Annotated in this window: 25 protein-coding genes; 10 read left to right on the top strand and 15 right to left on the bottom strand. The window is 67.2% G+C overall.

All coding sequences use genetic code 11. From position 1 onward, the window contains the following. Nucleotides 1-16: 16 nt before the first annotated feature. The 3 genes from ilvD to pfpI form a co-directional block, all read right to left on the bottom strand. Nucleotides 17-1,855, bottom strand: a complete 1,839-nt coding sequence (gene ilvD / locus HMPREF1224_RS25675) for a dihydroxy-acid dehydratase (RefSeq protein ID WP_003084436.1) — start codon at nt 1,853-1,855, stop codon at nt 17-19. A gap of 327 nt (nt 1,856-2,182) precedes the next feature. Next, complete coding sequence (locus HMPREF1224_RS25670) at nt 2,183-3,379, bottom strand: class I SAM-dependent rRNA methyltransferase (protein WP_003102882.1); 1,197 nt, start codon at nt 3,377-3,379, stop codon at nt 2,183-2,185. Nucleotides 3,380-3,451: 72 nt separating this feature from the next. After that, nucleotides 3,452-3,991 (bottom strand): protease PfpI, encoded by a 540-nt coding sequence (gene pfpI / locus HMPREF1224_RS25665; RefSeq protein WP_003102879.1) that lies wholly within the window; start codon nt 3,989-3,991, stop codon nt 3,452-3,454. Nucleotides 3,992-4,206: 215 nt separating this feature from the next. Here pfpI and HMPREF1224_RS25660 point away from each other — a divergent pair, with 215 nt between their 5' ends. The 5 genes from HMPREF1224_RS25660 to HMPREF1224_RS25640 all read left to right on the top strand — a co-directional run bounded on the left by HMPREF1224_RS25660 (nt 4,207) and on the right by HMPREF1224_RS25640 (nt 8,240). Then, nucleotides 4,207-5,031 (top strand): HDOD domain-containing protein, encoded by an 825-nt coding sequence (locus HMPREF1224_RS25660; RefSeq protein ID WP_003118789.1) that lies wholly within the window; start codon nt 4,207-4,209, stop codon nt 5,029-5,031. Between the two features lie 58 nt (nt 5,032-5,089). Beyond that, complete coding sequence (gene mutM / locus HMPREF1224_RS25655) at nt 5,090-5,902, top strand: bifunctional DNA-formamidopyrimidine glycosylase/DNA-(apurinic or apyrimidinic site) lyase (RefSeq protein ID WP_003102876.1); 813 nt, start codon at nt 5,090-5,092, stop codon at nt 5,900-5,902. 76 nt (nt 5,903-5,978) lie between these two features. After that, on the top strand, nt 5,979-6,557 hold the full coding sequence (locus tag HMPREF1224_RS25650) for a lysophospholipid acyltransferase family protein (protein ID WP_003084450.1): 579 nt from the start codon (nt 5,979-5,981) through the stop codon (nt 6,555-6,557). An 82-nt stretch (nt 6,558-6,639) separates the two neighbouring features. After that, nucleotides 6,640-6,984: a hypothetical protein gene (locus tag HMPREF1224_RS25645; RefSeq protein ID WP_003084452.1), complete on the top strand. Its 345-nt coding sequence runs from the start codon at nt 6,640-6,642 to the stop codon at nt 6,982-6,984. A gap of 269 nt (nt 6,985-7,253) precedes the next feature. Further along, nucleotides 7,254-8,240, top strand: a complete 987-nt coding sequence (locus HMPREF1224_RS25640; RefSeq protein ID WP_010793546.1) for a tetratricopeptide repeat protein — start codon at nt 7,254-7,256, stop codon at nt 8,238-8,240. Between the two features lie 104 nt (nt 8,241-8,344). Here the strand turns inward: HMPREF1224_RS25640 and ggt are convergent, their stop codons facing one another. From ggt to HMPREF1224_RS25610, 6 genes are all read right to left on the bottom strand, one after another. Beyond that, complete coding sequence (gene ggt, locus HMPREF1224_RS25635; protein ID WP_003121743.1) at nt 8,345-10,078, bottom strand: gamma-glutamyltransferase; 1,734 nt, start codon at nt 10,076-10,078, stop codon at nt 8,345-8,347. Between the two features lie 127 nt (nt 10,079-10,205). Further along, the gene (locus HMPREF1224_RS25630) at nt 10,206-10,457 is read right to left on the bottom strand and encodes a YfhL family 4Fe-4S dicluster ferredoxin (RefSeq protein WP_003084462.1); all 252 of its coding nucleotides are present in this window, start codon (nt 10,455-10,457) and stop codon (nt 10,206-10,208) included. 120 nt (nt 10,458-10,577) lie between these two features. Continuing rightward, nucleotides 10,578-11,057 (bottom strand): pantetheine-phosphate adenylyltransferase, encoded by a 480-nt coding sequence (coaD, locus tag HMPREF1224_RS25625; RefSeq protein ID WP_003084466.1) that lies wholly within the window; start codon nt 11,055-11,057, stop codon nt 10,578-10,580. Between the two features lie 148 nt (nt 11,058-11,205). Then, nucleotides 11,206-12,801: a GMC family oxidoreductase gene (locus tag HMPREF1224_RS25620; protein WP_003102870.1), complete on the bottom strand. Its 1,596-nt coding sequence runs from the start codon at nt 12,799-12,801 to the stop codon at nt 11,206-11,208. 55 nt (nt 12,802-12,856) lie between these two features. Next, nucleotides 12,857-13,405 carry a hypothetical protein gene (locus tag HMPREF1224_RS25615; protein ID WP_003084486.1) on the bottom strand — a complete coding sequence of 183 codons (549 nt, stop codon included), beginning with the start codon at nt 13,403-13,405 and terminating at the stop codon, nt 12,857-12,859. Nucleotides 13,406-13,459: 54 nt separating this feature from the next. Further along, on the bottom strand, nt 13,460-14,890 hold the full coding sequence (locus HMPREF1224_RS25610; protein WP_003102868.1) for a coniferyl aldehyde dehydrogenase: 1,431 nt from the start codon (nt 14,888-14,890) through the stop codon (nt 13,460-13,462). 288 nt (nt 14,891-15,178) lie between these two features. Here HMPREF1224_RS25610 and HMPREF1224_RS25605 point away from each other — a divergent pair, with 288 nt between their 5' ends. Beyond that, nucleotides 15,179-15,826, top strand: a complete 648-nt coding sequence (locus tag HMPREF1224_RS25605) for a TetR/AcrR family transcriptional regulator (RefSeq protein WP_003084488.1) — start codon at nt 15,179-15,181, stop codon at nt 15,824-15,826. Here HMPREF1224_RS25605 and HMPREF1224_RS25600 read toward each other — a convergent pair. From HMPREF1224_RS25600 to HMPREF1224_RS25575, 6 genes are all read right to left on the bottom strand, one after another. Beyond that, nucleotides 15,811-16,221, bottom strand: a complete 411-nt coding sequence (locus HMPREF1224_RS25600; RefSeq protein WP_003102866.1) for a GNAT family N-acetyltransferase — start codon at nt 16,219-16,221, stop codon at nt 15,811-15,813. The genes HMPREF1224_RS25605 and HMPREF1224_RS25600 overlap by 16 nt on opposite strands. Nucleotides 16,222-16,283: 62 nt before the next feature. Next, nucleotides 16,284-17,282 (bottom strand): hydrolase, encoded by a 999-nt coding sequence (locus HMPREF1224_RS25595; RefSeq protein ID WP_003084490.1) that lies wholly within the window; start codon nt 17,280-17,282, stop codon nt 16,284-16,286. A gap of 36 nt (nt 17,283-17,318) precedes the next feature. Next, nucleotides 17,319-17,885, bottom strand: coding sequence for a hypothetical protein (locus tag HMPREF1224_RS25590; protein ID WP_003117889.1), 567 nt, complete (start codon nt 17,883-17,885; stop codon nt 17,319-17,321). A 2-nt stretch (nt 17,886-17,887) separates the two neighbouring features. Then, nucleotides 17,888-18,484, bottom strand: a complete 597-nt coding sequence (gene rsmD / locus HMPREF1224_RS25585) for a 16S rRNA (guanine(966)-N(2))-methyltransferase RsmD (RefSeq protein WP_003102864.1) — start codon at nt 18,482-18,484, stop codon at nt 17,888-17,890. After that, nucleotides 18,484-19,971, bottom strand: a complete 1,488-nt coding sequence (locus HMPREF1224_RS25580; protein WP_003102862.1) for a M16 family metallopeptidase — start codon at nt 19,969-19,971, stop codon at nt 18,484-18,486. Before HMPREF1224_RS25580 ends, rsmD begins: the two co-directional genes overlap by 1 nt. Continuing rightward, nucleotides 19,964-21,361 (bottom strand): M16 family metallopeptidase, encoded by a 1,398-nt coding sequence (locus tag HMPREF1224_RS25575; RefSeq protein WP_003084498.1) that lies wholly within the window; start codon nt 21,359-21,361, stop codon nt 19,964-19,966. The genes HMPREF1224_RS25580 and HMPREF1224_RS25575 overlap by 8 nt, the downstream gene beginning before the upstream one ends. Nucleotides 21,362-21,481: 120 nt before the next feature. Between HMPREF1224_RS25575 and ftsY the strand changes: the two genes are divergently transcribed. From ftsY to rpoH, 4 genes are all read left to right on the top strand, one after another. Continuing rightward, nucleotides 21,482-22,819, top strand: a complete 1,338-nt coding sequence (gene ftsY / locus HMPREF1224_RS25570) for a signal recognition particle-docking protein FtsY (RefSeq protein WP_010793545.1) — start codon at nt 21,482-21,484, stop codon at nt 22,817-22,819. Then, complete coding sequence (gene ftsE / locus HMPREF1224_RS25565; protein ID WP_003084505.1) at nt 22,816-23,487, top strand: cell division ATP-binding protein FtsE; 672 nt, start codon at nt 22,816-22,818, stop codon at nt 23,485-23,487. Before ftsY ends, ftsE begins: the two co-directional genes overlap by 4 nt. Further along, entirely contained in the window at nt 23,487-24,494 is a 1,008-nt protein-coding gene (ftsX, locus tag HMPREF1224_RS25560; RefSeq protein WP_003084508.1) for a permease-like cell division protein FtsX, read from the top strand. The genes ftsE and ftsX overlap by 1 nt, the downstream gene beginning before the upstream one ends. 113 nt (nt 24,495-24,607) lie before the next feature. Further along, nucleotides 24,608-25,462 (top strand): RNA polymerase sigma factor RpoH, encoded by an 855-nt coding sequence (gene rpoH, locus HMPREF1224_RS25555; protein ID WP_003084510.1) that lies wholly within the window; start codon nt 24,608-24,610, stop codon nt 25,460-25,462. The last annotated feature ends 36 nt before the right edge of the window (nt 25,463-25,498 follow it).

The following is a 25,498-nucleotide window of genomic DNA, read 5'->3' as shown; positions in this document are numbered from 1 at the left end:
TTCGTCGCTGGACGATTCAGCCGTCCAGCAGCGCCTTGTTGCGTACCGCGCCCTTGTCGGCGCTGGTGGCGAGCAGGGCGTAGGCCTTGAGCGCGGTGCTGACGCGGCGGGCACGCGGCGCGGCCGGCTTCCAGCCCTTCTTGTCCTGTTCGGCGCGGCGTGCGGCGAGTTCTTCGTCGCTGACCAGCAGGTTGATCGAGCGATTGGGAATGTCGATCAGCACCTTGTCGCCGTCCTGCACCAGGCCGATGGCGCCGCCGGCGGCGGCTTCCGGGGAGGCGTGGCCGATGGACAGGCCCGAGGTGCCGCCGGAGAAGCGTCCGTCGGTGAGCAGGGCGCACTGCTTGCCCAGGCCCTTGGACTTCAGGTAGCTGGTCGGATAGAGCATTTCCTGCATGCCCGGCCCGCCCTTCGGTCCTTCGTAGCGGATGATCACGATGTCGCCGGCCTTCACCTCGTCGCCGAGGATGCCTTTCACCGCGGCGTCCTGGCTTTCGAAGATCTTCGCGCTGCCTTCGAACACGTGGATCGACTCGTCGACCCCGGCGGTCTTCACCACGCAGCCGTCGAGAGCGATGTTGCCGTAGAGCACGGCCAGCCCGCCTTCCTTGGAATAGGCATGCTCGACGCTGCGGATGCAGCCCTCGGCGCGGTCGTCGTCCAGGCTCGGCCAGCGGGTGTTCTGGCTGAACGCGGTCTGGGTCGGGATGCCCGCCGGACCGGCCTTGAAGAAGGTGTGCACGGCTTCGTCGCGGGTCTGGGTGATGTCCCACTGGGCGATGGCGTCGGCCATGCTCGGGCTGTGCACGGTGGGGACGTCGGTGTGCAGCAGGCCACCGCGGGCCAGTTCGCCGAGGATGGAGAAGATGCCGCCGGCGCGATGCACGTCTTCCATGTGGTACTTCTGGATGTTCGGCGCCACCTTGCACAGTTGCGGCACCTTGCGCGACAGGCGGTCGATGTCGCGCAGGTCGAACGGCACCTCGGCCTCCTGGGCGGCGGCCAGCAGGTGCAGGATGGTATTGGTCGAGCCGCCCATGGCGATGTCCAGGGTCATGGCGTTCTCGAAGGCCTTGAAGTTGGCGATGTTGCGCGGCAGCACGCTGTCGTCGCCTTCGCCGTAATAGCGCTGGCAGAGTTCCACGGCCAGGCGCCCGGCGCGCAGGAACAGTTGCTCGCGGTCGGCGTGGGTGGCCAGGGTCGAGCCGTTGCCCGGCAGCGACAGGCCGAGCGCCTCGGTCAGGCAGTTCATCGAGTTGGCGGTGAACATGCCGGAGCAGGAGCCGCAGGTCGGGCAGGCGCTGCGCTCGTACTCGGCGACCTTCTCGTCGGAGCAGGAGTCGTCGGCGGCCACCACCATGGCATCGACCAGGTCCAGGCCGTGGCTGGCCAGCTTGGTCTTGCCGGCCTCCATCGGCCCGCCGGAGACGAACACTACCGGGATGTTCAGGCGCAGCGCGGCCATCAGCATGCCGGGGGTGATCTTGTCGCAGTTGGAGATGCAGACGATGGCGTCGGCGCAGTGGGCGTTGACCATGTATTCCACGGAGTCGGCGATGATCTCCCGGCTCGGCAGCGAATAGAGCATGCCGTCGTGGCCCATGGCGATGCCGTCGTCGACGGCGATGGTGTTGAATTCCTTGGCCACGCCGCCGGCCTTCTCGATCTCGCGGGCGACCAGTTGGCCGAGGTCCTTCAGGTGCACGTGGCCGGGCACGAACTGGGTGAAGGAGTTGGCGATGGCGATGATCGGCTTCTTGAAGTCTTCGTCCTTCATCCCGGTGGCGCGCCAGAGGGCGCGGGCGCCGGCCATGTTGCGGCCGTGGGTGGAGGTTTTCGAGCGGTAATCGGGCATGACGATTTCCTGCGGCTAATCAGGTTCGGGTTATGACTGTATCGTGAGCGTCGAAGGAACCGGATGCAAACGGGGAATAGCCGAGTGTACGGAGTTGGCCGGGGTCTGAATGGGGTCACCATTGGCGACGGCCTGGGCTCACTGCCCGCCGGGGGATGATTGGCGAGGAATGCCCGGATTCTAAGCCCAGAGCGGGCGAATGGGGAAGGCTGGCGGTCGGCGGAGCGGCGCGTCGCGACCCGGCTGGCGTCTTGCGCCGCCCGTCGCGCCATGAGCGGCGGTGGCCGTAGGGCGGATGAACGCAGGCGCTCATCCGCCGGGACGGGCTCAGCCGTTGGGCAGCAGCCGGCAGGTCAGGCTCTTGATGTAGCGGGTTTCCGCGATCGCCAGGTGCACCGGATGGTCGGGGCCCTGGCCGCCGCGCTCGAGCAGCTGGATGTTGCGGTCGAGATGGCGGGCGCTGCCGATCAGGATGTTCTGCAGGTCGTCCTCGGGCAGGTGCATCGAGCAGGAGGCGCTGACCAGGATGCCGTCCTTGCTCAGCAGGCGCATGGCCTGTTCGTTGAGACGGCGGTAGGCGGCCTCGCCGTTCTTCAGGTCCTTCTTGCGCTTGATGAAGGCCGGCGGGTCGGCGATCACCACGTCGAAGCGTTCGTCGGCGGCCTTCAGCTCGCGCAGGGCCTCGAACACGTCGCCCTCGACGCAGGCGACCTTCTCCGCCACGCCGTTCAGTGCCGCGTTGCGCTCGACGCCGTCGAGGGCGAAGGCGGACGCGTCCACGCACATCACTTCGCTGGCGCCGAAGGCGGCGGCCTGGATGCCCCAGCCACCGATATAGCTGAACAGGTCGAGGACCCGCTTGCCCCGCACGTAGGGCGCCAGGCGCGCACGGTTCATGCGGTGGTCGTAGAACCAGCCGGTCTTCTGCCCGGCCAGCACCGGCGCCTCGAACTTCACGCCGTTCTCTTCCAGGGCGACCCACTCCGGCACTTCGCCGTAGGCATTGGCCACGTAGCGCTCCAGGCCCTCGGCGTCGCGCGCGCTGGAGTCGTTCTTCCAGAGCACGGCGGCGGGCTTGAGCACCTGCAGCAGGGCGGCGAGCACCTCGTCCTTGCGCAGTTCCATGGCTGCGGACGCCAGTTGCACCACCAGCACGTCGCCAAAGCGATCGACCACCAGGCCGGGCAGCAGGTCGGAATCGCCGTAGACCAGCCGGTAGAACGGCTTGTCGAAAAGCCGCTCGCGCAGGCTGAGGGCGATGTTGATGCGATGAACCAGCAGCGATTTGTCGAGAACGTGCTTGGTATCACGGGAAATGAGGCGGCCGCAGATGAGATTGTTCGGGCTCAGCGCGACGATGCCCAGCGGCTTGCCGTTGGCCATTTCCAGCACCGCCTGGTCGCCGGCGGCGAAGGCATTCAGCGGCGTCGCGGCGACATCCACCTCGTTGCTGTAGACCCACAGGTGGCCGGCGCGCAGGCGGCGCTCGGCGTTGGCTTTGAGACGCAAGCTGGGCAGGGTCATGGGAAAGGCTCCGGCAAAAGAGCGCGATTATAGCGCAGCGACGGGATTCGCCGCTGCGCGAACGCGGGCCGTTCAGCCGGCGAGGATTTCGATGAATCGACGGTTGAAGGCCGGGATGTCTTCGGGTTTGCGGCTGCTCACCAGCTTGCCGTCCACCGCTACCTCCTGGTCCACCCAGTGGCCGCCGGCGTTGTTGATGTCGTCCTTGAGCGACGGCCAACTGGTCAGGGTACGACCCTGCACCAGTCCGGCGGAGATCAGCAGCCAGGCGCCGTGGCAGATCACCGCCACCGGCTTGCTCGCCTGTTCGGCGCGGATCGCCAGTTCCTGGGCCTTGGCCAGGCTGCGGATCTGGTCGGAATTGATCACCCCGCCGGGCAGCAGCAGGGCGTCGTAGTCGTCCAGGCTGGCGTCTTCGAAGGTGCCGTCGACGCGGAAGGCCTCGGCTGGCTGGTGATGGTTCCAGCCGCGCACCTCGCCGGCCTTGTCGGAAAGAATCCTTACCGTGGCGCCGGCGTCTTCCAGGGCTTTTTTCGGACCGGTCAGTTCGACCTGTTCGAAACCGTCGGTCACCAGGGCGGCGACGACCTTGCCGTGCAGGGATTGGGTCATGGCATGTCTCCCGATATCAGAAGGGGTATTCATTCCGACCCTGGCGGCTGCGGGAAAAGTTCCATGTCCGTTGCCTGGCGCCGCTTTTCCGGTAGAAGCCCGCCCCATGGCGGGGTTCTCCGGGTAAACTGCGCGCACCGTCAACTTTCGCCTCCGTCCTCATGGTCCAAGAACTCACCGCCGAGCAGATCCGCCAGGCCCTGCAAGGCATCAGCGTGCCGCCGCAACCCCAGATCATGGTCGACCTGCAGATGGAGCAGGTCATGCCCAATCCGGACCTGAAGAACATTGCCAGGCTGATCAGCCAGGACCCGGGCCTTTCCGGGGCTCTCCTGAAACTGGTGAACTCGCCGTTCTTCGGCCTGGCCAATCGCATCACTTCGATCCAGCGCGCGGTGAACCTGCTGGGCAGTCGTTCGGTGATCAACCTGATCAACGCCCAGTCGATCAAGGGTGAGATGAGCGACGACACCATCGTCACCCTCAACCGTTTCTGGGACACCGCCCAGGACGTGGCCATGAGCTGCCTGAGCCTGGCCAAGCGGATCGGCTACGAATCGGTGGACGAAGCCTACGCTCTCGGCCTGTTCCACAATTGCGGCATCCCGCTGATGCTCAAGCGCTTCCCGCACTACATGGCGGTGCTGGAAGAGGCCTACGCCGCCGCCAGCGACGAACGCCGGGTGGTGGACACCGAGAACCGCGTGCTGAACACCAACCATGCGGTGGTCGGCTACTACACCGCGCGCTCCTGGCGCCTGCCGGAGCACGTCTGCGAGGCGATCGCCAACCACCACAACGCGTTGTCGATCTTCGGCGACGAATCGGCACGCGATACCCAACTGAAGAACCTGCTGGCGATCCTGAAGATGGCCGAGCACATCTGCGGTTCGCACCGGGTCCTCGGCAACCAGCCGGAAGACCATGAATGGAACAGCATCGGTGCGCTGGTGCTGGACTACGTCGGGCTCACCGACTACGACTTCGAGAACCTCAAGGGCTCGATCCTCGAGCTGGGCGTCGGCCAGGGCAGCTACTGACTGGCCGCGCCGCGGCGCTTCCTGCTAAGGTGCCGCGGTCAACCGGATTGCTGCCGCCATGCCCGAACTACCCGAAGTCGAAACCACCCGCCGGGGCATCGCCCCCTACCTCGAAGGCCAGCGCGTCGAGCGCGTGATCGTGCGCGAGCGGCGCCTGCGCTGGCCGATTCCCGAAGACCTGGACGTGCGCCTGTCCGGACAACGCATCGTCAGCGTCGAGCGCCGCGCCAAGTACCTGCTGCTGGGCGCCGAGGCCGGTACGCTGATCAGCCACCTGGGCATGTCCGGCAGCCTGAGGCTGGTGGAGAGCGGCACCCCGGCCAGTCGCCACGAGCACGTCGACATCGAGCTGGCCTCGGGCATGGCCCTGCGCTACACCGATCCGCGGCGCTTCGGCGCCATGCTCTGGAGCCTGGCGCCACTGGAACACGAGTTGCTGCGCAACCTCGGCCCGGAACCGCTGACCGACGCTTTCGCCGGCCAGCGTCTGTTCGAGCTGTCGCGCGGGCGGAGCATGGCGGTCAAGCCGTTCATCATGGACAACGCGGTGGTGGTCGGGGTCGGCAACATCTACGCCAGCGAAGCGCTGTTCGCCGCCGGCATCGATCCGCGCAAGCCCGCCGGGAGCATCTCCAAGGCGCGCTACCTGCGCCTGGCGGAGGAGATCAAGCGGATCCTGGCGATCGCCATCGAGCGCGGCGGCACCACCCTGCGCGATTTCGTCGGCGGCGACGGCCAGCCCGGTTACTTCCAGCAGGAATTGTTCGTCTATGGCCGTGGCGGGGAGTTCTGCAAGGTCTGCGGCAGCACCCTGCGCGAGATCCGCCTAGGCCAGCGCGCCAGCGTGTACTGCCCGCGCTGCCAACGCTGAAGCGCCGCGCCGCGCATACTCTACCGCCACAAGAAGGGCCGCCACGGTGAGCGGCCTGCCATAAGAAAGGTGCACGATGTCCGGCAATTACCTGCCTCGCAACACCCTGGTCGAGTCGCTCGGCCATGCCATGCTGAAACTCTCCGGCTGGAAGATCGAGGGCCAATTGCCCGCGCTCGACAAGTTCGTGGTGATCGGCGCCCACCACACCTCGAACTGGGACTTCGTGGCCTTCCTCGCCGCCAAGTTCGTCCTGCGCCTGAACGCCCGCTGGTTCGGCAAGCACACCCTGTTCAACGGCCCGCTGGGCGGCCTGATGCGGCGCTGGGGCGGTATCCCGATCCAGCGCCACCTGAAGCTGAATACCGTGGACCAGGCGATCCAGGCCTTCCGCGAGCACCGTGAGTTCATGCTGATCATCGCTCCGGAAGGCACGCGCAAGAAGGTCGACCGCTGGCGCATGGGCTTCTACCACATCGCCCGTGGCGCCGGCGTACCGGTGGTGCCGGCGGCGCTGGACTACGAAAACCGGCGGATCGTCATCGGCGAACCCTTCTGGCCGACCGGCAACGAGGACGCCGACCTGTGCAGCCTGATCGGCTTCTACCGGCCGTTCATCCCGAAAAAGCCGCACTACGCATTCCTCGGCGATTGAAGGCGGTCACGCTGGCACTACCCGCAGCGCTGTTATAGTTAGGCGATATCTGCCCAACCAAAAACCAGAAAGGACCGCCTCCATGAACCTGTTTCGCACCACCGCGCTCGTGCTGGCGCTGACCACCGGGCTCTCGTCCATGCCCGCGCTGGCGGATGCCGTGCAGGAAAACGCCAGCGGCGACCCGATGTACACCGTCGAAGCGCCCCCCGCGTACGCCATGATCGGCGATCTGCTCATCGCCCGTCCCTTCCTGATCGCCGCCACGGCCGTCGGGGCGGTGGCCTTCGTGGTCAGCCTGCCGTTCACCGCGGCCAGCGGCAGCGTCGGCAAGGCCGGCCAGGCGCTGGTGGTCGATCCGGGCAAGGAAGCCTTCGTCCGTTGCCTGGGCTGCACCACCAGCGGCTATAACCACGACGAAAGCTGAGTTTCCAACGGAATGAAAAAAAGCCGGTCATCGACCGGCTTTTTGTTTTCTCGATGCATTGCAGGGGGCACGGAGATTGGGCTAAGTCTTTTCTTCCGCCACGGCAGGCGGCAGCTATAGCGCCGCATCGGCCGATGACAGATGTTCCGCACGGACCGTTCGCGGCACTTGATCGGACTCTCCGATGGTGACAGTGTCCTGCTGACCAGCAAGGTCACAAGGTCGACCAGGGGTGGCCGACCGACTCAACCAAGATAAGGATTTCGCGTATGTTCAGTCAGTGGGTGTTCCTGTCCGTCCTTGCTCTTGCCGTACCCTCGTTCGCCTGGGCGGAGGATGCGGTGTCCGACCTCGCCAAGGAGCAGTCCAAGGCCGAGCAGGGCGACAAGCGCGGCGATGAACTGTTCGCCGAATTCACCCGCCTCCGCCAGGCCGCCGAGACGGGGGAGCCGCAGGCTCTGTTCGATTTCGGCGCCTACTTCTACCAGCAACGGAACTACGCCAGCGCGCGCGAATGGTGGGGCAAGGCGGCCGCTGCGGGGATGGTCCGCGCGCAGATCCAACTGGCCATGCTCTATCGCGATGGTGACGGCGGGCCACAGGACAAGACCGAGGCGGCACGCTGGTTCCGGAAGGCCGCGGAGCAGGGGGATGCCGCCGCCCAGAATGAAATGGGCGTTCTCTACTGGAGAGGCGAAGGGGTCGACCAGGACCGGGTGAAGGCCGGGACCTGGTTCGAACGCGCGGCGGCCAGCGGTAGCGAAGACGCCGAAACCAATCTGGGATGGTTCTACCTGGACGACTCGCAAGGCGTCTATTCCGCCACTTCAGACGAGGAAGCCGCCCTGCTGGACCGTTATGCCGGCAGCCGGGAAAAGGCCTTCCACTGGTTCTGCAAGGCTGCGACCCAGGGAGATGCCCGTGCCCAGTTCAAGGTGGGCGAGGCCTACTGGAACGGTTCCGGTGCCGGGATGAACAAGCTGCAAGCGCGGCTCTGGCTGGAAAAGGCCGCACAGCAGCAGGATGCGGATGCCATCGCCTGGTTGGAGAGCGCCGCGAACGCAGCCTGGTACACCCGCCTGGAAAACTGGATTCACGCTGCGCTGGATGGAGAGCTGTCCGGCGTCGCCGACTGCACCGGTGCCGCCGATCGCCGGCACTCCGGCCGAGGCATGGAGGGCGCCCCGTCTGACCCGGAGGCGGTGGAAGCCAGTGCGGAGGATGCGCAGCAGGCGGTTGAAGCGGCGAGCCAGTGAGGCACGCCGCCTGGATTGCCAGCCGGACTCGTCGGCGAAATCCCTACGCGGCGCCTATCTGGGTGAGATCGTCGAACATTTTTTGAGCGCTGTCTCTCGTTTGTTCAGTGCGGCCGAGGCTGCGCTTGCGCCTCCAGGGACAGAGACGAGTAGCCGATCCCGCGCGGGTCGCTGGCGGCGTCGACGCGGCCGCTGCGCTTGTCCCAGTAGAGCACCTGCTGGTTGCCGTAGCTGCGCTCCAGGCGTTTGAGCTGATAGCCGCGCCGGCGCAGTTCGGCGGCCTCGGCATCGCTGAAGGCGCGCGGTTCGTACTCGACGACGTCCGGCTTGTACTGGTGGTGGTAGCGCGGCGCGGCGACCCATTGGCCGACCGGGCGACCGTCGAAGTACTGCAGCATGGAGATCAGAACCATGCTCGGGATGCGGCTGCCGCCAGGGGTGCCGAAGGCGGCGAAGTCGGTCGGGCTTTCCAGGAAGCTCGGGCTCATGCTCGACAGCGGGCGCTTGCCGGCCGCCACCGCGTTCGCCTGGCTGCCGGCCAGGCCGTAGCTGTTGGCGCCCTGGGTGTCGGCGGCGAAATCGTCCATCTCGTTGTTCAGCACCACGCCGGTACCGGGAACGGTGAAGGCGGCGCCGAACGGCAGGTTCACCGAGAGGGTGGCGGCCACCGCGTTGCCCTGGGCATCGATCACCGCGAAGTGGGTGGTGTGGTCGCCTTCGCGCCAGGCCGGCGCCTCCGGCAGCGCCGAGCTGGGCGTGGCGCGGCGCGGGTCGATGCCGGCGGCAAGGCGCTTCAGGTAGTCCGGCGCCAGCAAACTGGGCAGCGGGTTGGCGACGAAGTCCGGGTCGCCGAGCAGGCCTCGATCGCGGTAGGCACGGCGCAGGACCTCCAGCACGTAATGGGCACGCTGTACCGGCTCGGCCTTCTGCCACGGCAGCTGTTCCAGCATCTGCAGGCTCTGCGCCAGGGCGACGCCGCCGGCCGAGGGCGGCGGTGCGCTGATCAGTTCGCGGCCGTTGGCCAGCTTCACCTCCAGCGGGCGGCGTTCGATCACCCGGTAGTCGCGCAGGTCGGCCGCGCTCCAGATGCCGCCGCCGGCGCGGACCCCGGTGAGCAGCTTGTCCGCTGTCTCGCCTTCGTAGAAACCGATCCGCCCGTAGCGCCCGAGGCGTTCCAGGGTACGTGCCAACTGCGGTTGGCGGAGCAGGTTCCATTCGTCGGGGATTCCGCCCTTGTCGAGGAAGATCCGCGCGGTTTCCGGGTCCTTGCGCATCGCTTCCAGGCGCATGGCGGCGCGGTCACGGTAGATCCGGTCGACGGATACGCCATCCACCGCCAGGCGGATCGCCGGCACCAGATTGTCGGCCAGGGGCTTGCGTCCGTAGCGGCTGCTCAATTCGACCAGCGCCGCCGGCAGGCCGGGGATCGCCGCCGCCAGCGGGCCGTCGACGGACAGCCTGGGGTCGACCTTGCCATTGCGCCGGTACATGTCGGCGTAGGCGGCCTTCGGCGCGCGCTCGCGGGCGTCGAGGAAGCGATAGGTCGGCTGCGCACCGGCCTGGCGCAGAAGGAAGAATCCACCGCCGCCGAGTCCCGAGCCGTAAGGCTCGGCTACCGCCAGGGCAGCGGCGATGGCCGCCGCGGCGTCGAAGGCGTTGCCGCCATTGGCCAGGGTTTCCAGGCCGGCGACGGTCGCGGCCGGATGTGGCGTGGCGACGGCGGCCTGCTGCGGTGCGTGGGCGTCGCCGCGAAAGCTGTCGGCATGCGCCGCGAGGCTGAGCAGGGACAGGCCGCAGGCGGCGACCAGGGTACGGACGGGCAGGTTCAGGAAGGACATGGCGGCTCACTGTTCAGCGGCGTTCGCGGGACGGGGCCGCGAACGCCTCAGACTGGATTGCCAAGGATAGCCAAAAGCGCGTCGGACGGGGCGCGAACCGTCCCTGAAGGACAGGCGCCGGCGGGGATCAGGCCTTGCCGGTGATCTTCCGGTATTTCTCCATCAACTGGTCCTTGCTCTCGACATTGGCGTCGTCAAGGGGAATGCAGTCCACCGGACAGACCTGCTGGCACTGCGGCTCGTCGTAGTGGCCGACGCACTCGGTGCAGAGATTGGGATCGATCACATAGATTTCTTCGCCTTGCGAGATCGCGCCGTTCGGGCATTCGGGTTCGCAGACGTCGCAATTGATGCAATCGTCAGTGATTTTCAGGGACATCTAACAACTCCAACCGCGACGGACAGCCACGGCATCGGTAACGGGAATAGCGGAATTGTGCCGCATCGGCGCCCGCAGTGCACGCGGGACGCCGACGGGAGGCCGGCGGAGAGACGCGGATCAGCGCTTGAAACGTTCCGCCAGGGCGTCTGCCACGGCCGGATGCACGAACTTGCTGATATCCCCGCCGAGAGCGGCGATTTCCCGGACCAGCGTCGAGGAAATGAAGGAATACTTCTCCGACGGGGTGAGGAACATGCTTTCCACGTCGGGGGCGAGCTGGCGGTTCATGTTGGCCAGCTGGAACTCGTACTCGAAGTCGGAAACCGCGCGCAGGCCGCGGAGGAAGACATTCGCCTTCTGCTCCTTGACGAAGTGCGCCAGCAGGGTGGAGAAGCCCACCACCTCGACGTTCGGCAGGTGCTTGGTGACCTCCTGGGCCAGCGCCACCCGCTGTTCCAGGCTGAACAGGGGGTTCTTCTTGGGGCTGGCGGCGACCGCGATGATCACATGGTCGAAAAGCCGTGAAGCACGTTCGATCAGATCGCCGTGACCCTTGGTGATGGGATCGAAGGTGCCTGGGTACAGCACTCGGTTCATCGCTACGTCCTGGCAGGGTTTCGTAAGGGAATCGGATGGTAGCGCAGGGATGCCCGTGCGGCCAAGACGCACGGGCCATCGGCCTTTAGCCCATAGGTCTGATGGCGCCGGGCCGGCTGCCGCGGCGCGCGGCCGGCCCGGCGGCGGTTCAGGCCCTGGCCAGGCGTTCGGCCAGCGCGCTGGCCAGTTGCGCGGTAAGACCGTAGACCGAGAGCTGCGGGTTGGCGCCGATGCTGGTGGGGAACAGCGAGCCGTCGTGGATCGACAGGTTCCGCAGGTGGTGATGGCGGCCGAGGCTGTCGGCCACCGCCACGGCCGGGTCTTCGCCCATGGCGCAGCCGCCCATGACGTGGGCGCTGCCCAGGCGCGTGCGGTAGATCTCCAGGCGCAGGCCGTCGATGATCCCGCGCGCCTCCTGCAGGTTCTTCGCGCTACGCGCGTCGCTGTGCACCGGCCGCACTTCCCGGGCGCCGGCGGCGAACTGGATCTCCGCCATGGTATGGAAGGCACGGCGGATACCGTCCCAGGTGTAGTCGGTCATCCGGTAGTCGAGCACTGGGGTGTCGTCGCCGCGCAGGCCGACCGAGCCCTCCGCGCTGTCCGGGTGGAAGCCGTCGCGGAGCAGGGCGAGCATCATGTTGGTATGCGGTAGCTGTTCCATGCGCAGGGCGTTGTCGCTGCCGAAGCCGCCGAGCAGCACCGAGGCCAGCGACGGTTGCAGCGGCGGCACCTCCAGTTTGTAGGACATGCGTCCGGTGACACCGTCGTCCCATTGGAAATGGTCGGAGTAGATCGACTGCGGTGCGCCGTAGAAGGGGTTGATCACCCGGTCGAACAGCCCCGCGCTGAAATTCACCGTGTGCAGGAAGGTGCGCTTGCCGACCCGCTGGCTCGGATCAGGCGCCTTCGAGCGGAGAAGAATCGCCGGGGTGTTGATGCCGCCGCCGGAGAGCACGTAGTGCCTGGCCCGGACCCTGATCCGGCGGCCGTTGGGCGCCACGCAGCGCTCATCCATGCCCAGGCATTCGAGGCCCGTCACCTTGTCGCCGTCCAGCAGCAGCCGGTTGGCGCGCGCCAGGTAGAGCAGCTCGCCACCCTTGTCGAGGGTCGCCGGGATGGTGGTGACCAGCATCGACTGCTTGGCGTTGACCGGGCAGCCCATGCCGCAGTAGCCGAGGTTCCAGCAACCGAGGACGTTGCGCGGGATGACCTTCCAGTGATAGCCGAGCTTCTCGCAGCCCAGGCGGATCACGTCGTTGTTGGCATTCGGCGGCAGCGCCCAGGGCGCCACGTGCAGGCGCTGCTCCATTTTCTCGAACCAGGGCGCCATGTCCTCCGCGCTGTGGCCCTTGACCCCGTAGACCTGGGCCCAGTGCTGCAGGGTCGGTTCCGGGGTGCGGAAGCTGCTGGTCCAGTTGATCAGGGTGGTGCCGCCCACGGCGCGGCCCTGGAGGATGGTGATGGCGCCGTCCTTGCTCATCCGGCCGATGCCTTCCTGGTACAGCTCGGGGTAGGCGTCGGCCTCCTGCATCTTGAAATCGCTGCTGGTCTTCAGCGGGCCTTCTTCCACCAGCAGCACCTTCAGGCCGGCGGCGCTGAGGATTTCCGCGGTGGTGCCGCCGCCGGCGCCGGTGCCGACCACGACCACGTCGGCCTCCAGCTCCAGGTCGTCGTCCAGGCGCGAGCCGTTGTAGGTTTTCCAGCCGCGGGCGAGGCCCTCGGCGAACAGATCGGGTACAGGCATGAATGCACTCTCAGGCTAGGCGGCTTCGGGCTCTTCGTATTGTTCCGGGGGCGGCTCAAGCGATCTTCGGCGGTCCGGGGTAGCCACAATGGGCCCACGCCTCGGGGCGGGCGTACCAGGCCATCATCGCCAGTTGCATCAGCGAACTGTGGCCCATCCGCAACAGGCCGATGAAGCTGTTTTCCCAGCGCGAAAGGAATGCCCGCACGTCGTCGCCGCTGGCGTTCTCCCAACTGCCCCAGATACCGGTCAGCGGGCCACGGGTGAGCGGCAGGGCGAGCACGTCGAAGAGTTGCTGGGTGAGCTTGAACATCTCCGGGGAGAGCCGCGCCAGGTTGTGGTCGAGGCTCTGGATCGCGCCCTCCACGGCTTTCGGCATCTGCTCGGCGGAAACCGCGCCGAGCAGCATCACCGGCAGCAGCGCACGGAGGAACGGCAGGTCGGATTCGCGGACCTTTTCCAGGCCGCTCGCCGGTTTCTCCGCCGAACAGCCGGTGAGGCTGGCGGTGACGCCCGCGGTGGCGAGGAAGGCGCCGCCGATCAGGCCGACTTTCATCAGGCTGCGTCGGGACAGGCCGGCGCTTTCAAGGGTGGTGTCGCTCATTGTTGTTATGTCACCTGCAGCGTAGGAATGAGGGGGCGCCGCACGCGCCCCGGTTCAGCGCACGAACAGCTTGTAGACGAGCTTCTGGATCGACTTGCCGTAGGGGGGGTAGATCATTCGCGCGGCGTTGAAGCGCGGCTTGCTGAACACGCCCTTGGCCTTGCTGAAGGTGAGGAAGCCTTCGTGGCCATGGTAGTGGCCCATGCCGGAGGGACCGACGCCACCGAACGGGATGTCGTCCTGGGCGACATGCAGCAGGGTGTCGTTCAGACACACACCGCCTGAGTGGGTCTCGTGCAGCACGCGCTGCTGCTGCGCCTTGTCGTAGCCGAAGTAGTACAGGGCCAGCGGTCGCGGGCGCTGGTTGACGTAGGCCAGGGCGTCTTCCAGGCGCTCGTAGGGGATCACCGGCAGCAGCGGGCCGAAGATTTCCTCCTGCATCACTTTCATGTCGTCGCTGACGTTCAGCAGCAGCGTCTGCGGCAGGCGCCGTTGCTGGCCTTCGGCGAACAGCGGGACGAGGGTCGCGCCCTTCTCGCGGGCGTCGTCGAGATAGCCCCGGAGGCGGCCGAGCTGGCGCTCGTTGATGATCGCGGTGTAGTCGGGGTTGTCCGAAAGACGCGGGAAGAAGCCCTGGACCACCTCCTTGTACTGACTGACGAATTCCTCGACGCGCCGGCTCGGTACCAGCACGTAGTCGGGCGCGACGCAGGTCTGCCCGGCGTTGAGGCTCTTGCCGAAGGCGATCCGCTCGGCGGCGTCCTTCATCGGCACGCTGTCGGAGACGATCGCCGGCGACTTGCCGCCCAGCTCCAGGGTGACCGGGGTCAGGTTCTCGGCGGCGGCGCGCATCACGTGCTTGCCGACGCTGGTGGCGCCGGTGAACAGCAGGTGGTCGAACGGCAGCTTGGAAAAGGCCACGCCGACGTCTACCTCGCCTAGCACCACGGCGACCTGGTCCTCGGGGAAGATCCGCGCCAGCAGGTCCTTGAGCAGGCGCCCGGTGGCCGGGGTCGACTCGCTCATCTTGATCATCACCCGGTTGCCGGCGGCGAGGGCCCCGGTCAGCGGGCCGATGGAGAGGAACAGCGGATAGTTCCAAGGCACGATCACCCCGACCACGCCCAGCGGCTGGTACACCACCTGGGCCGAGGCCGGCTGGAATTGCAGGCCGACCGCGCGGCGCGCGGGCTTCATCCATTTCTTCACGCGCTTGGCGGCGTAGTGGATGCCGTGCAGGCTGGGCATGATCTCGGCGAGCAGGGTCTCGTCGGCGGAGCGCGCGCTGAAGTCCCGGTCGATGGCCTCGATCAGTGCCTGCTGTTCCTTGAACAGCAGGTCGCGCAGGGCCTTCAGCCACTGCACGCGCTGCGTGGCGTCGGGCATCGGCTGCGCCAGGTAGGCGGCGCGCTGGCGGGCGAAGAGGGCTTCGAGCTGGTTGATTTCCTGCTGGCTCTGCTGCAGGTAGGCGATATCGGCGACCATGGGCTGGCTCCTCGGCGAAGCGTGGGCGGCTGCGTGGCCGCGCGTCTGTCGTTATGGCGGACCTGGTTCGGTCCGATGAATTTCGCTGCGTCGCTGGATTTCTAGAGTAAATACTCTAAAGTGTCAAACAGCATGCCTGCCAGCCCGGCGCTTGCGTACCCAACGAAAGGCGGGCCGGTCGCCGGCCGCCACCCCGGGGGCTGACCCGGGCGGCCGGCTTTGTGTACCTTCTACGCTGTCACGGCGGGGCGCGCCCCGCACTGTTACCCGAACGAGCCCGTCGTCCCCATGGCACCACGCATCAAGACCCGCGATCGCATCGCCCAGGCCAGCCTGGAACTGTTCAACGCCCAGGGCGAGCGCAGCGTCACCACCAACCATATCGCCACCCACCTGGGTATATCGCCTGGGAACCTCTACTACCACTACCCGAACAAGCAGGCGATCATCGCCGAGCTGTTCGCCGAGTACGAAAGCCACGTCGAGAGCTTCCTGCGCCTGCCCGAAGGGCGGGGTCTGACGGTGGACGACAAGACCTTCTACCTGGAAGCGCTACTGGCCGCGATGTGGCGCTACCGCTTCCTCCACCGCGACCTCGAGCACCTGCTGGAAAGCGACCCGGAGCTGGCGGCGCGCTACCGCGCCTTCGCCCAGCGTTGCCTGGTCAACGCCAAGGCGATCTACCGGGGCTTCACCGAGGCCGGCATCCTGCGGATGAACGAGACCCAGCTGGAGGCCCTGACCCTCAACGCCTGGATCATCCTCACCTCCTGGGTGCGCTTCCTCTGCACCACCCTCGATCTCGACGGCGACCTCAGCGAGGCGCAACTGCGTCGCGGCATCTACCAGGTGCTGGCGCTGGAGAGCGGGCACATCGAGGCGCAGGCCCAGGATGCGGTGGACGGGATTTCCGAGCGGCTCTACGTGCCGCTCTGATCGCGCAGGGTTTTCTCCAGCACCTGCTGGATGTGGATGCCGTGGCGGCGGAAGAAGGCTTCGGTACCGAGGGTGGCGTCGGTGAACAGGTAGGCGCCGCGGTGATCCTCGGCGAAGCGCCGCAGCAGGGCTGCGCCGACGCCGCTGCTCTGTGCGCCGGGCAGCACGGCGATTTCCGCCAGCCAGACGCGAATCGGTGTTTCTTCCTCGGCGCGCAGCAGGCCGACCAGGCGGCCGTCGCGTTCGGCCAGCAGGGAATACCCGGAATGCTGGTACAGCGTGCGTAGCTCGGCAGGCGGCATGCGCCGGTCCCAGCCGACCGCCGCGTGGATCGCCAGGATCGCCTCGCAGTCGGCGTCGTCGAGCATCGGGTTGTGCCGCAGCGTCAGTTCCATTCGCCCCCCTTTTTCCTTCAGCCTGTTCCTATTCTGCCGCCCGTCGCCGGACGCCGGCCAGCTCAGTGCTGCCGCAGGCGGGCCTCCAGCCAGTCGGGGATGCGTCGTTCCAGGTAGTAGGTGGGCTGGCGCGGAGAGCCGTCGACGAAGCCGACGTGACCGCCGCGGGCGTGCAGCTCCAGCTCGGTGCAGGGTGCCAGTTCGCTGCGATCGGGCAGGCTGCGGGCGAACACGAAGGGGTCGTCGCTGGAATGGATGATCAGGCTCGGCGTGCGGATGTCCGGCAGGTAGTAGCGGCTGGACGCGCGCCGATAGTAATCCCTGGCGTCGGCGAAGCCGTGCAGCGGCGCGGTGACCCGGCCGTCGAAGTCCCAGAAGGTGCGCATGCCCTCCAGCGGACCGAGGCGTTGCAGGGCGGCCAGGCCTTCCGCCTGGCCCTGCTCGCCGAACAGCCGCTGCTTGTCCTGCACGTAGGCCAGCATGGCCTTCATGAAGTGCGCCTGGTAGACCCGGGAAAAGCCCAGGCCGATGCGGTCGGCGCACTCGTCCAGGCGGAACGGCACCGACACCGCGACGCCGCCGAGCAGCGGGCAGTCCCCAGCGGTTTCGCCCAGGTACTTGAGCAGCACGTTGCCGCCCAGCGAATAGCCGACCGCGTACAGCGGCGCTTGCGGGCGCCTGGCGCGCAGGTGCGCGACCACCTCGGCGAGGTCGTCGCTGACCCCGGAATGGTAGCCGCGCGGCAGGCGGTTCGGCTCCCCCGAGCAACCGCGCCAGTTCAGCGCCACGCTGGCCCAGCCGCGCTCCAGCAGAGCGCGCTGCAGACCGAGGATGTAGTGCGACGAGGATGACCCGGTGAGGCCGTGCAGCGCCAGCACCAGCGGGGTCTCGGCATCGTGCGGGCCGGCCCAGTCGAGGTCGATGAAGTCGCCATCGGCCAGCCACAGGCGTTCGCGCTGCCGTTCCAGGGTCGGCCCGCGGCGGAAGAACGGGCTCCACAGGGTCTGCAGGTGCGGATTGGGCAGCCACCAGGCGGGCTGGAAGGTCGGGGACGCGGTCATGCGCAGGTCATGGGCGGTGGTGGTGTGGCCACCAGCTTACCAGCCGAACTCGTCGGCGAGGTCCTCCGCCCGCTGGCGCGAACCGAGGATCGGTTGCAGTTCGTCGACGAGCTGCTGCCGATAGCGGGGCGCGACGCTGCAGTCGTCCAGCAGGATGTCCTCGCCGGCGCCGCTCCAGACCTCGCCGAAGCAGACCAGGCTGGCCGCCATCTGCCACAGGTCGTCGAAGCACGGGGCCGGGTCCCAGCCCCTGCCGCCATGCAGGTCGAAGAGTATGCGCCCGCTGCCGGTCTCGAGGATGAACGGGTCGGCGCCCTGGTCGGCCACCACCAGCCAGTCGTCCTGCCAGCCCGACAGGCGCTCGCCGCTGATGCCGTGCCAGCGATAGCCGGCCTGGCGCTGCCAGAGGCGGGCCAGGGACGGCAGGAAAAATGGGTTGCCGGCACTCTCCAGGGTGCAGTCGAGTGGGCCGACCTCGCGGTAGAAACGCTCCAGCTCGGCGGGCAGGGCGATATCGCCCTGCCAGTCGGCGGCGGGTTGCGCCGCGCAAGGCTCGCCAAGCGCCAGCAGGCGTTGGCGAATGCTCGCGGAAGCCGGGCTCATCCTCAGGCTCCCCGCTGCCAGAGCGCGTAATGTACGTTGCCGGCTTTCTTTTCCCGGTGCAGCCGCCAGTTTCCGGGCAGGCCGAGGGACGAGGGGACGCTCTCGCTCTCGGTATAGATCCAGGCGTCGGGGTTCAGCCAGCCGCGGGTTTCGAGCAGGCGGCAGGCGTCCTGCAGCAGGTTCTGATGGAACGGCGGGTCGAGGAACACCAGGTCGAAGGCGCTCGGAGCCTGGTTTCCCAGGTAGCGCACGGCATCGCCGAGGACCAGTTGGGCGGTGCCGCACTTGAGCGCGTCGAGGTGGTTGCGCAGGGCCGCCACCGCTTCGCCGTTGGTATCCAGGGCCAGCCCTTCGCGGGCGCCGCGCGACAACGCCTCGAGGAACAGCGCGCCGCTGCCGGCGAAGGGATCGAGCACCCGTGCGCCTTCGACATAGGGTGCCAGCCAGTTGAACAGGGTCTCGCGGACCCGGTCCGGGGTCGGTCGCAGGCCGGGCCCGTCGGGAAAGACGAAACGCCGGCTGCGCCATTCGCCACCGATGATCCGCAGCTGTCCCTGGCCGCCGTGGCGGCCGGGGGCTTTCGCAGTAGGTTTGCTCATCAATGCTCCGGAACGCCGCTGGGTTGCTGGGCCGGCTTGGCGGTGGGTGGCGGCAGGGGTTTCTGCGGCACGCTCGGGCCGGCGCTGACGATGACGAAGGCGTCGGCGTCCAGGTGCTTGGCCATGGCGGTCCTGACCTGTTCGACGCTGAGTCCCTCGACCTGCTTGAGGAAGCTTTCCAGGTAGTCCAGCGGCAGGCCGTAGAAACCGATGGCGCCGAGCTGGCCGACGATGTCGGCGTTGCTCGCGGTGGACAGCGGGAAGCTGCCGGCCAGTTCGCGCTTGGCGTCGTCCAGTTCCTTCTGGGTCGGGCCGTTGGCCAGGTAGTCGCGGACGATGTCCTGGACCAGCTTCAGCGCCCCCTCGCTGAGTTCGGCGCGGGTCTGGAAGTTGATCATGAACGGACCGCGTGCCTGCATGGCGGTGAAGCCGGAATAGATGCCGTAGGTCAGGCCGCGCTTTTCTCGCACCTGGTCCATCAGGCGGGTGCCGAAGCCGCCGCCGCCGAGGATCTGGTTGCCCAGGTAGAGCGCCGCGTAGTCGGGATCCTGGCGGTCGATGCCAAGCTGGGCGAGCATCAGGTGGGTCTGCTCGGAGGGGAAGTCGATGTGCGTCAGGCCGGGCTTGGGCGTTTCCGGCTGGACGGTCTTGGCCAGCGCCGGGCCCTGGGGCAGCGCCTTGGAGACTTCCGCGGCGATCGCTTCGGCCTCCTGCCGCGAGAGGTCGCCGACCAGCGCGATGACCACGTTGCCGGCGGCGTAGGCCTTCTTGTGGAACGCCTGCAATTGTTCGCGGCTGATCGTTGGAACGGACTTTTCGTCGCCGTCGCTGGAGTGCGCGTAGGGATGCTCGCCATAGAGGCGCTTGAACAGCTCCAGGCCGGCCAGCTTGCCGGGGTTCTGCTTCTGGTACTCGAAACCGGCCAGGACCTGGTTCTTGATGCGTGCCAGAGCGTCCTCGGGGAAGGTCGGCTGGCCGATCACCTGTTCGAACAGCTTCAGCGCCTGGGTCCGCTTGTCGGCATCGGACAGGCTGCGCAGGCCGGCCACCGCCATGTCGCGGTAGGAGCCGTTGCTGAACGAGGCGCCGAGGTCCTCGAAGCCGGCGGCGATGGCAGTGGTGTCCTTGCCCGGCACGCCTTCGTTGAGCATGGCGTTGGTCAGCATCGACAGGCCGGGGGTGCCGGCGTCCTGGCTGCTGCCGGCGGCGAAGGTCAGGCGCAGGTCGAACATCGGCAGTTCATGGGCTTCGACGAACAGTACCTTGGCACCTTCGGCGGTCTTCCATTCCTGGATGTCCAGCTTGCGATGGACCGGCGCCTGCTTGGCGACGTCCTTCAGCGACTGCAACTGGTTTTCCTCGACCGCCGCGGCATGGGCCGCTGCCGGGGTCTGGGGGGGACGCGCGACGAAATAGGCCAGCGCGGCCAGCAACGCGATGACGATCAGGCCGAGCAGGCCATAACGCAGCCCTGTGCGCTCACTCATGACGGGCCTCCTTTTCCTCGGCCTTCACAGGCAGCACTTGCGCCAGGGTCAGGCGCGACGGGGTGAAATAGGTGCGGGCGGCTTTCTGGATATCGTCCGGAGTCACTGCCTTGAGGGCCTCCAGGTCCTGGTCGATCAGCTTCCAGGACAGGCCGACGCTTTCCAGCTGGCCGATGCTGCTGGCCTGGGCGGCGATGGAGTCCTTCTCGTAGACCATCCCGGCGATCATCTGCGCGCGCACGCGCTCGATCTCCGCGGCGCTGGGCGGGTTCTGCTTGAGGTCATCGAGCTGCTTCCACAGACCGGCCTCGACCTGCTCGAGGGTCTTGCCCTTCTGCACGTTCGGCGTGGCCGAGAGGACGAACAGGCTGTCGCCGCGGTTGAACGCGTCATAGTAGGTGGAGGCGCCGGCGACCAGCTCCTCGCCGCGCTCCAGGCGCGAGGCCAGGCGGGCGCTGTAGCCGCCATCGAGCAGCGCGCCGATCAGGCGCAGGGCGTTGACTTCGCGAGGGTTCTCGCTGCTGCCCAGGCTGGGCACATTGAAGCCCATGATCAGGTTCGGCAGCTGGGTGCGTACGTACAGCTTGAGCCGGCGCTCGCCGGGCTCGGCCAGTTCCAGCGGCTTGCGCGCCGGCGGCAGCTGGCGCCAGGGGATCTCGCCGAAGTAGCGCTTGGCGAGGGTCTTGACCTCGTCGGCGGTGACGTCGCCGACCACTACCAGGGTGGCGTTGTTCGGCGCGTACCAGGATTCGTACCAGTGGCGCAGGTCGTCGATGGTCATGCGCTGCAGGTCGGCCATCCAGCCGATGGTCGGGGTGTGGTAGCCGCTGGCCGGGTAGGCGGCGGCCTTGAAGCGCTCGAAGGCGAGGGCGTTGGGATTGTCGTCGGTGCGCAGGCGGCGCTCCTCCTTGATCACCTCGATCTCGCTCTTGAACTGGTCGGCCGGCAGGCTCAGGTGGGCCATGCGGTCGGCTTCCATCTCCAGCGCTACCGGCAGGCGGTCGCGGGCCAGGACCTGGTAATAGGCGGTGTAGTCGTCGGTGGTGAAGGCGTTCTCTTCCGCACCCAGGTCGCGCAGCACCCGCGAGGCTTCGCCCGGGCCGAGCTTGCGGCTGCCCTTGAACATCATGTGTTCGAGGGCGTGGGACAGGCCGGTGAGCCCGGGTGTCTCGTAGCTGGAGCCGATCCTGTACCAGAGCTGGGAAACCACCACCGGGGCGCGGTGGTCTTCACGCACTATGACCTTCAGGCCGTTGTCGAGGCTGAACTCGTGGGTGGGCTGGGTTTCCGCCGCCTGGGCGAAAAGCGGGAGACAAAGGCTGGCTAGGAGCAGGCCGACGCGGCGGCGAGCTGGGGTTTTCATGGTGATCTGGACCTTTCGTGCCGCCACCGGGGTCTCAGGTCACTGCGGGGCAGGACCCTTAGCCCCGTCGGGCGAGGAGATGCTAGGATACCCATCCGTTTTCCGGGCGGCCACGTCCCGTGCCGCTCCCTTGAGATACAAGCATTCATGTTTGGTTCCAACGACGACAAGAAGGCCCCGCAGGGCGGGGAAAAGAAAGGTCTGTTCGGCTGGTGGCGGAAAAAGCCGCAAGCCGGCGAGCAGCCTGCCGATCAGCCTGTCGAGCCGGTCTCCGAGACAGCGGCCGCCGAGCAGCGCGCGCCTGCCGATGACGTGGCGCAATCCCTGACAGAACAGCCAGGTCGGCAGCAGCCCTCCGCTGCCGAGCCGGCGCCGGTTGCCGAAGCACCGCTCGCCAGTGACGAGCCAGCGTCGGCCGAGGAGCATTCGCCCCGGCCCGAGGCGCCCGTCGCGCAACCCGAGCCTATCCTGGCTGCCGAGCCCGAGCCCGAGCCCGAGCCCGAGCCCGTTGCGCCTCTGGCCGCCGCTCCGGCAGTCAGCGAGCCGGCGACCAGGCCGGGCTTCTTCGCCCGCCTCCGGCAGGGACTGTCCAAGACCAGCGCCAGCATCGGCGAAGGCATGGCCAGCCTGTTCCTCGGCCGCAAGGAAATCGACGACGACCTGCTCGACGACATCGAGACGCGCCTGCTGACCGCCGACGTCGGCGTCGAGGCCACCACCCTGATCGTGCAGAACCTGACCAAGCGCGTGGCGCGCAAGGAGCTGGCCGACAGCGGCGCGCTGTACAAGGCGCTGCAGGAAGAGCTGGCCAGCCTGCTGCGCCCGGTGGAGCAGCCGTTGCAGGTCGACGTCGCGCGCGAGCCCTATGTGATCCTGGTGGTCGGGGTGAACGGCGTGGGCAAGACCACCACCATCGGCAAGCTGGCGAAGAAGCTGCAACTCGAGGGCAAGAAGGTCATGCTGGCCGCCGGCGACACCTTCCGCGCCGCCGCCGTGGAGCAGTTGCAGGTCTGGGGCGAGCGCAACCGCATCCCGGTGATCGCCCAGCACACCGGCGCCGACTCCGCCTCGGTGATCTTCGACGCGGTGCAGGCCGCCAAGGCCCGCGGCATCGACGTGCTGATCGCCGATACCGCCGGACGCCTGCATACCAAGGACAACCTGATGGAGGAGCTGAAGAAGGTGCGCCGGGTGATCGGCAAGCTGGACGAGACGGCGCCCCATGAGGTCCTGCTGGTGCTCGACGCCGGCACCGGGCAGAACGCCATCAACCAGGCCAAGCAGTTCAACCTCGCGGTGGAGCTGACCGGCCTGGCCCTGACCAAACTGGACGGCACCGCCAAGGGCGGGGTGATCTTCGCCCTGGCCAAGCAGTTCGGCCTGCCGATCCGCTATATCGGTGTCGGCGAGGGGATCGACGATCTCCGTACCTTCGAGGCCGACGCCTTCGTCCAGGCACTCTTCGCAGAGCGGGAGAACGCATGATCCGCTTCGAGCAGGTCGGCAAACGCTATCCCAACGGCCACGTAGGCCTGCACGAGGTGTCCTTCCGCGTGCACCGTGGCGAGATTCTCTTCGTCACCGGCCACTCCGGCGCCGGCAAGAGCACCCTGCTGCGCCTCATCCTGGCGATGGAGCGACCGACCAGCGGCAAGCTGTTGCTCGGCGGCCAGGACCTGGGGCGCATCACTACCGCGCAGATCCCTTTCCTGCGCCGGCAGATCGGCGTGGTGTTCCAGAACCACCAACTGCTCACCGATCGTACGGTGGCGGACAACATCGCCCTGCCGCTGCAGATCCTCGGCATGCCCAAGCCGGAGATCGCCAAGCGCGTGGCCTCGGCCCTGGAGCGGGTGAACCTGAAGGAAAAGGGCGAGGCGTTGCCTTCCGACCTTTCCACCGGCCAGCAGCAGCGGGTCGGCATTGCCCGCGCCATCGTCCACCAGCCGGCCCTGCTGCTGGCGGACGAACCCACCGGCAACCTCGACCCGCGACTCGCCTCGGAAATCATGGGCGTGTTCGAGGATATCAATCGCCTGGGCACCACCGTACTGATCGCCAGCCACGACCTGGCCCTGATCGCCCGTATGCGCCATCGCATGCTGACCCTGCAGCGTGGCCGGATCATCGCTGACCGTGAGGATGAGGCCTGATGAGCGCCAACGATCTTCCCCGTGGCCCCGAAGAGGGCGCACCGGAACGCAAGACCCGCGAGAAACCGAGCCAGGAGCAGACCGACTGGAGCGGCTCGTTCAGCGCCTACCTGGAAAGCCATCGCGCCAGCCTGGTGGACAGCCTGCGCCGGTTGTTCGGCCACCCGTTCGGCAGCTTCTTCACCTGCCTGGTGATGGGTATCACCCTGAGCCTGCCGATGGGCCTCTCGCTGCTGCTGAACAATGTCGAACGGCTCGGCGGCTCCTGGCAGCGGGCGGCGCAGATATCCCTGTTCCTCGACCTGAAGACCAGCGAAAATCAGGGCCAGGACCTGCGCGAGCAGATCGAGCGCCTGCCGGACGTGATCGAGGCCCAATTGATCAGCCGCGAGCAGGCGCTCAGCGAATTGCAGGAACAGTCCGGCCTGGGCGAAGCGCTCAAGGAGCTGCCGGAGAACCCGCTGCCGCCGGTGATCTCGGTCACGCCCAAGCAGATCGACCGGGCTGGCCTGGAGGCACTGCGCCAGCAGCTCGCGGAGCTGCCTCATGTGCAGCAGGCGCAGCTCGACCTGGTATGGGTCGAGCGCCTGAGCGCGATCCTCAAGCTCGGCGAACGCTTCGTCTTCGGCCTGACCATCCTGCTGGTGCTGACCCTCTTGCTGGTGGTGGGCAACACCATCCGCCTGCACATCGAAAATCGCCGTAACGAAATCGAGGTGATCAAGCTGGTCGGCGGGACGGACGGTTACGTGCGCCGGCCATTCCTGTACATGGGCGCGTTGTACGGCCTGGGCGCGGGCATCCTGTCCTGGGCGCTGCTGGCCTATTCGCTGAACTGGCTGAACGGTTCGGTGGTCAACCTTTCAGGGCTGTACGGCAGCGACTTCGGCTTGCAGGGCGTGCCGCTGGACGACGGCCTGTCGCTGACCGTTGGCGCGGTGCTGCTTGGCTGGGTCGGCGCCTGGCTGGCCGTGGCCCGCCACCTGCGCGAGCTGGCGCCGCGCTGAGGACAGGCGGATCACGACCGGCCAGCGGGTCGCTGTAAAGGAACTTATACACCCGCTTGCAGTCAGATATCCGAGTGCTACACTGCGCGAGTTTCGTGAATCGGAGGATTCGCATGACCACTTCTTTGCAACCTGTACATGCCTTGGTTCCAGGCGCAAACCTGGAAGCCTACGTGCACTCGGTGAACAGCATTCCGCTGTTGTCGCCGGAACAGGAGCGTGAACTGGCCGAACGCCTCTTCTATCAGCAAGACCTGGAAGCGGCGCGGCAGATGGTGTTGGCGCACCTGCGCTTCGTTGTTCATATCGCCAAGAGTTATTCGGGGTACGGCCTGGCCCAGGCCGACCTGATCCAGGAAGGCAACGTCGGCCTGATGAAGGCCGTGAAGCGTTTCAACCCGGAAATGGGCGTTCGCCTGGTGTCCTTCGCCGTGCACTGGATCAAGGCGGAGATCCACGAGTTCATCCTGCGCAACTGGCGGATCGTCAAGGTCGCCACCACCAAGGCGCAGCGCAAGCTGTTCTTCAACCTGCGCAGCCAGAAGAAGCGCCTGGCCTGGTTGAACAACGAGGAAGTCCATCGCGTCGCCGAGAGCCTGGGGGTCGAGCCCCGCGAAGTGCGCGAGATGGAAAGCCGCCTGACCGGCCAGGACATGGCGTTCGACCCGGCCGCCGACGCGGACGACGAGAGCGCCTACCAGTCGCCGGCGCATTACCTCGAAGACCACCGCTACGACCCGGCGCGCCAGTTGGAAGACGCCGACTGGAGCGACAGCTCCAGCGCCAACCTGCACGAGGCGCTGGAAGGCCTCGACGAGCGCAGCCGCGACATTCTCCAGCAGCGCTGGCTGTCCGAGGAGAAGGCCACGCTGCACGACCTGGCGGAAAAGTACAACGTTTCCGCCGAGCGTATCCGGCAGCTGGAAAAGAACGCCATGAGCAAGCTGAAAGGGCGGATTCTCGCCTGATCGCCGCGCCTCGCGAAAACCGCACCCCGCAAGGGT

The organism is Pseudomonas sp. P179 (assembly GCF_000478485.2).
GTDB lineage: Bacteria > Pseudomonadota > Gammaproteobacteria > Pseudomonadales > Pseudomonadaceae > Pseudomonas > Pseudomonas aeruginosa.
Note: the sequence above shows the minus strand (reverse complement) of the source record. Positions and strands in the feature narration are given on the sequence as shown.

Bases quoted from the DNA above. Each gene is read 5' to 3' on its own strand.
- HMPREF1224_RS25645 (WP_003084452.1), top strand. From the start codon at position 6,640: ATGAACCTGTTTCGCACCACCGCGCTCGTGCTGGCGCTGACCACCGGG.
- ftsE (WP_003084505.1), top strand. From the start codon at position 22,816: ATGATCCGCTTCGAGCAGGTCGGCAAACGCTATCCCAACGGCCACGTA.
- HMPREF1224_RS25670 (WP_003102882.1), bottom strand. From the start codon at position 3,379: ATGACCCTGCCCAGCTTGCGTCTCAAAGCCAACGCCGAGCGCCGCCTG.
- ftsY (WP_010793545.1), top strand. From the start codon at position 21,482: ATGTTTGGTTCCAACGACGACAAGAAGGCCCCGCAGGGCGGGGAAAAG.
- HMPREF1224_RS25595 (WP_003084490.1), bottom strand. From the start codon at position 17,282: ATGACCGCGTCCCCGACCTTCCAGCCCGCCTGGTGGCTGCCCAATCCG.
- mutM (WP_003102876.1), top strand. From the start codon at position 5,090: ATGCCCGAACTACCCGAAGTCGAAACCACCCGCCGGGGCATCGCCCCC.
- HMPREF1224_RS25620 (WP_003102870.1), bottom strand. From the start codon at position 12,801: ATGCCTGTACCCGATCTGTTCGCCGAGGGCCTCGCCCGCGGCTGGAAA.
- HMPREF1224_RS25590 (WP_003117889.1), bottom strand. From the start codon at position 17,885: ATGAGCCCGGCTTCCGCGAGCATTCGCCAACGCCTGCTGGCGCTTGGC.
- HMPREF1224_RS25580 (WP_003102862.1), bottom strand. From the start codon at position 19,971: ATGAGTGAGCGCACAGGGCTGCGTTATGGCCTGCTCGGCCTGATCGTC.
- HMPREF1224_RS25600 (WP_003102866.1), bottom strand. From the start codon at position 16,221: ATGGAACTGACGCTGCGGCACAACCCGATGCTCGACGACGCCGACTGC.
- ftsX (WP_003084508.1), top strand. From the start codon at position 23,487: ATGAGCGCCAACGATCTTCCCCGTGGCCCCGAAGAGGGCGCACCGGAA.
- HMPREF1224_RS25640 (WP_010793546.1), top strand. From the start codon at position 7,254: ATGTTCAGTCAGTGGGTGTTCCTGTCCGTCCTTGCTCTTGCCGTACCC.
- HMPREF1224_RS25605 (WP_003084488.1), top strand. From the start codon at position 15,179: ATGGCACCACGCATCAAGACCCGCGATCGCATCGCCCAGGCCAGCCTG.
- HMPREF1224_RS25615 (WP_003084486.1), bottom strand. From the start codon at position 13,405: ATGAGCGACACCACCCTTGAAAGCGCCGGCCTGTCCCGACGCAGCCTG.
- pfpI (WP_003102879.1), bottom strand. From the start codon at position 3,991: ATGACCCAATCCCTGCACGGCAAGGTCGTCGCCGCCCTGGTGACCGAC.
- rsmD (WP_003102864.1), bottom strand. From the start codon at position 18,484: ATGAGCAAACCTACTGCGAAAGCCCCCGGCCGCCACGGCGGCCAGGGA.
- HMPREF1224_RS25650 (WP_003084450.1), top strand. From the start codon at position 5,979: ATGTCCGGCAATTACCTGCCTCGCAACACCCTGGTCGAGTCGCTCGGC.
- HMPREF1224_RS25610 (WP_003102868.1), bottom strand. From the start codon at position 14,890: ATGGTCGCCGATATCGCCTACCTGCAGCAGAGCCAGCAGGAAATCAAC.
- ilvD (WP_003084436.1), bottom strand. From the start codon at position 1,855: ATGCCCGATTACCGCTCGAAAACCTCCACCCACGGCCGCAACATGGCC.
- rpoH (WP_003084510.1), top strand. From the start codon at position 24,608: ATGACCACTTCTTTGCAACCTGTACATGCCTTGGTTCCAGGCGCAAAC.
- coaD (WP_003084466.1), bottom strand. From the start codon at position 11,057: ATGAACCGAGTGCTGTACCCAGGCACCTTCGATCCCATCACCAAGGGT.
- ggt (WP_003121743.1), bottom strand. From the start codon at position 10,078: ATGTCCTTCCTGAACCTGCCCGTCCGTACCCTGGTCGCCGCCTGCGGC.
- HMPREF1224_RS25630 (WP_003084462.1), bottom strand. From the start codon at position 10,457: ATGTCCCTGAAAATCACTGACGATTGCATCAATTGCGACGTCTGCGAA.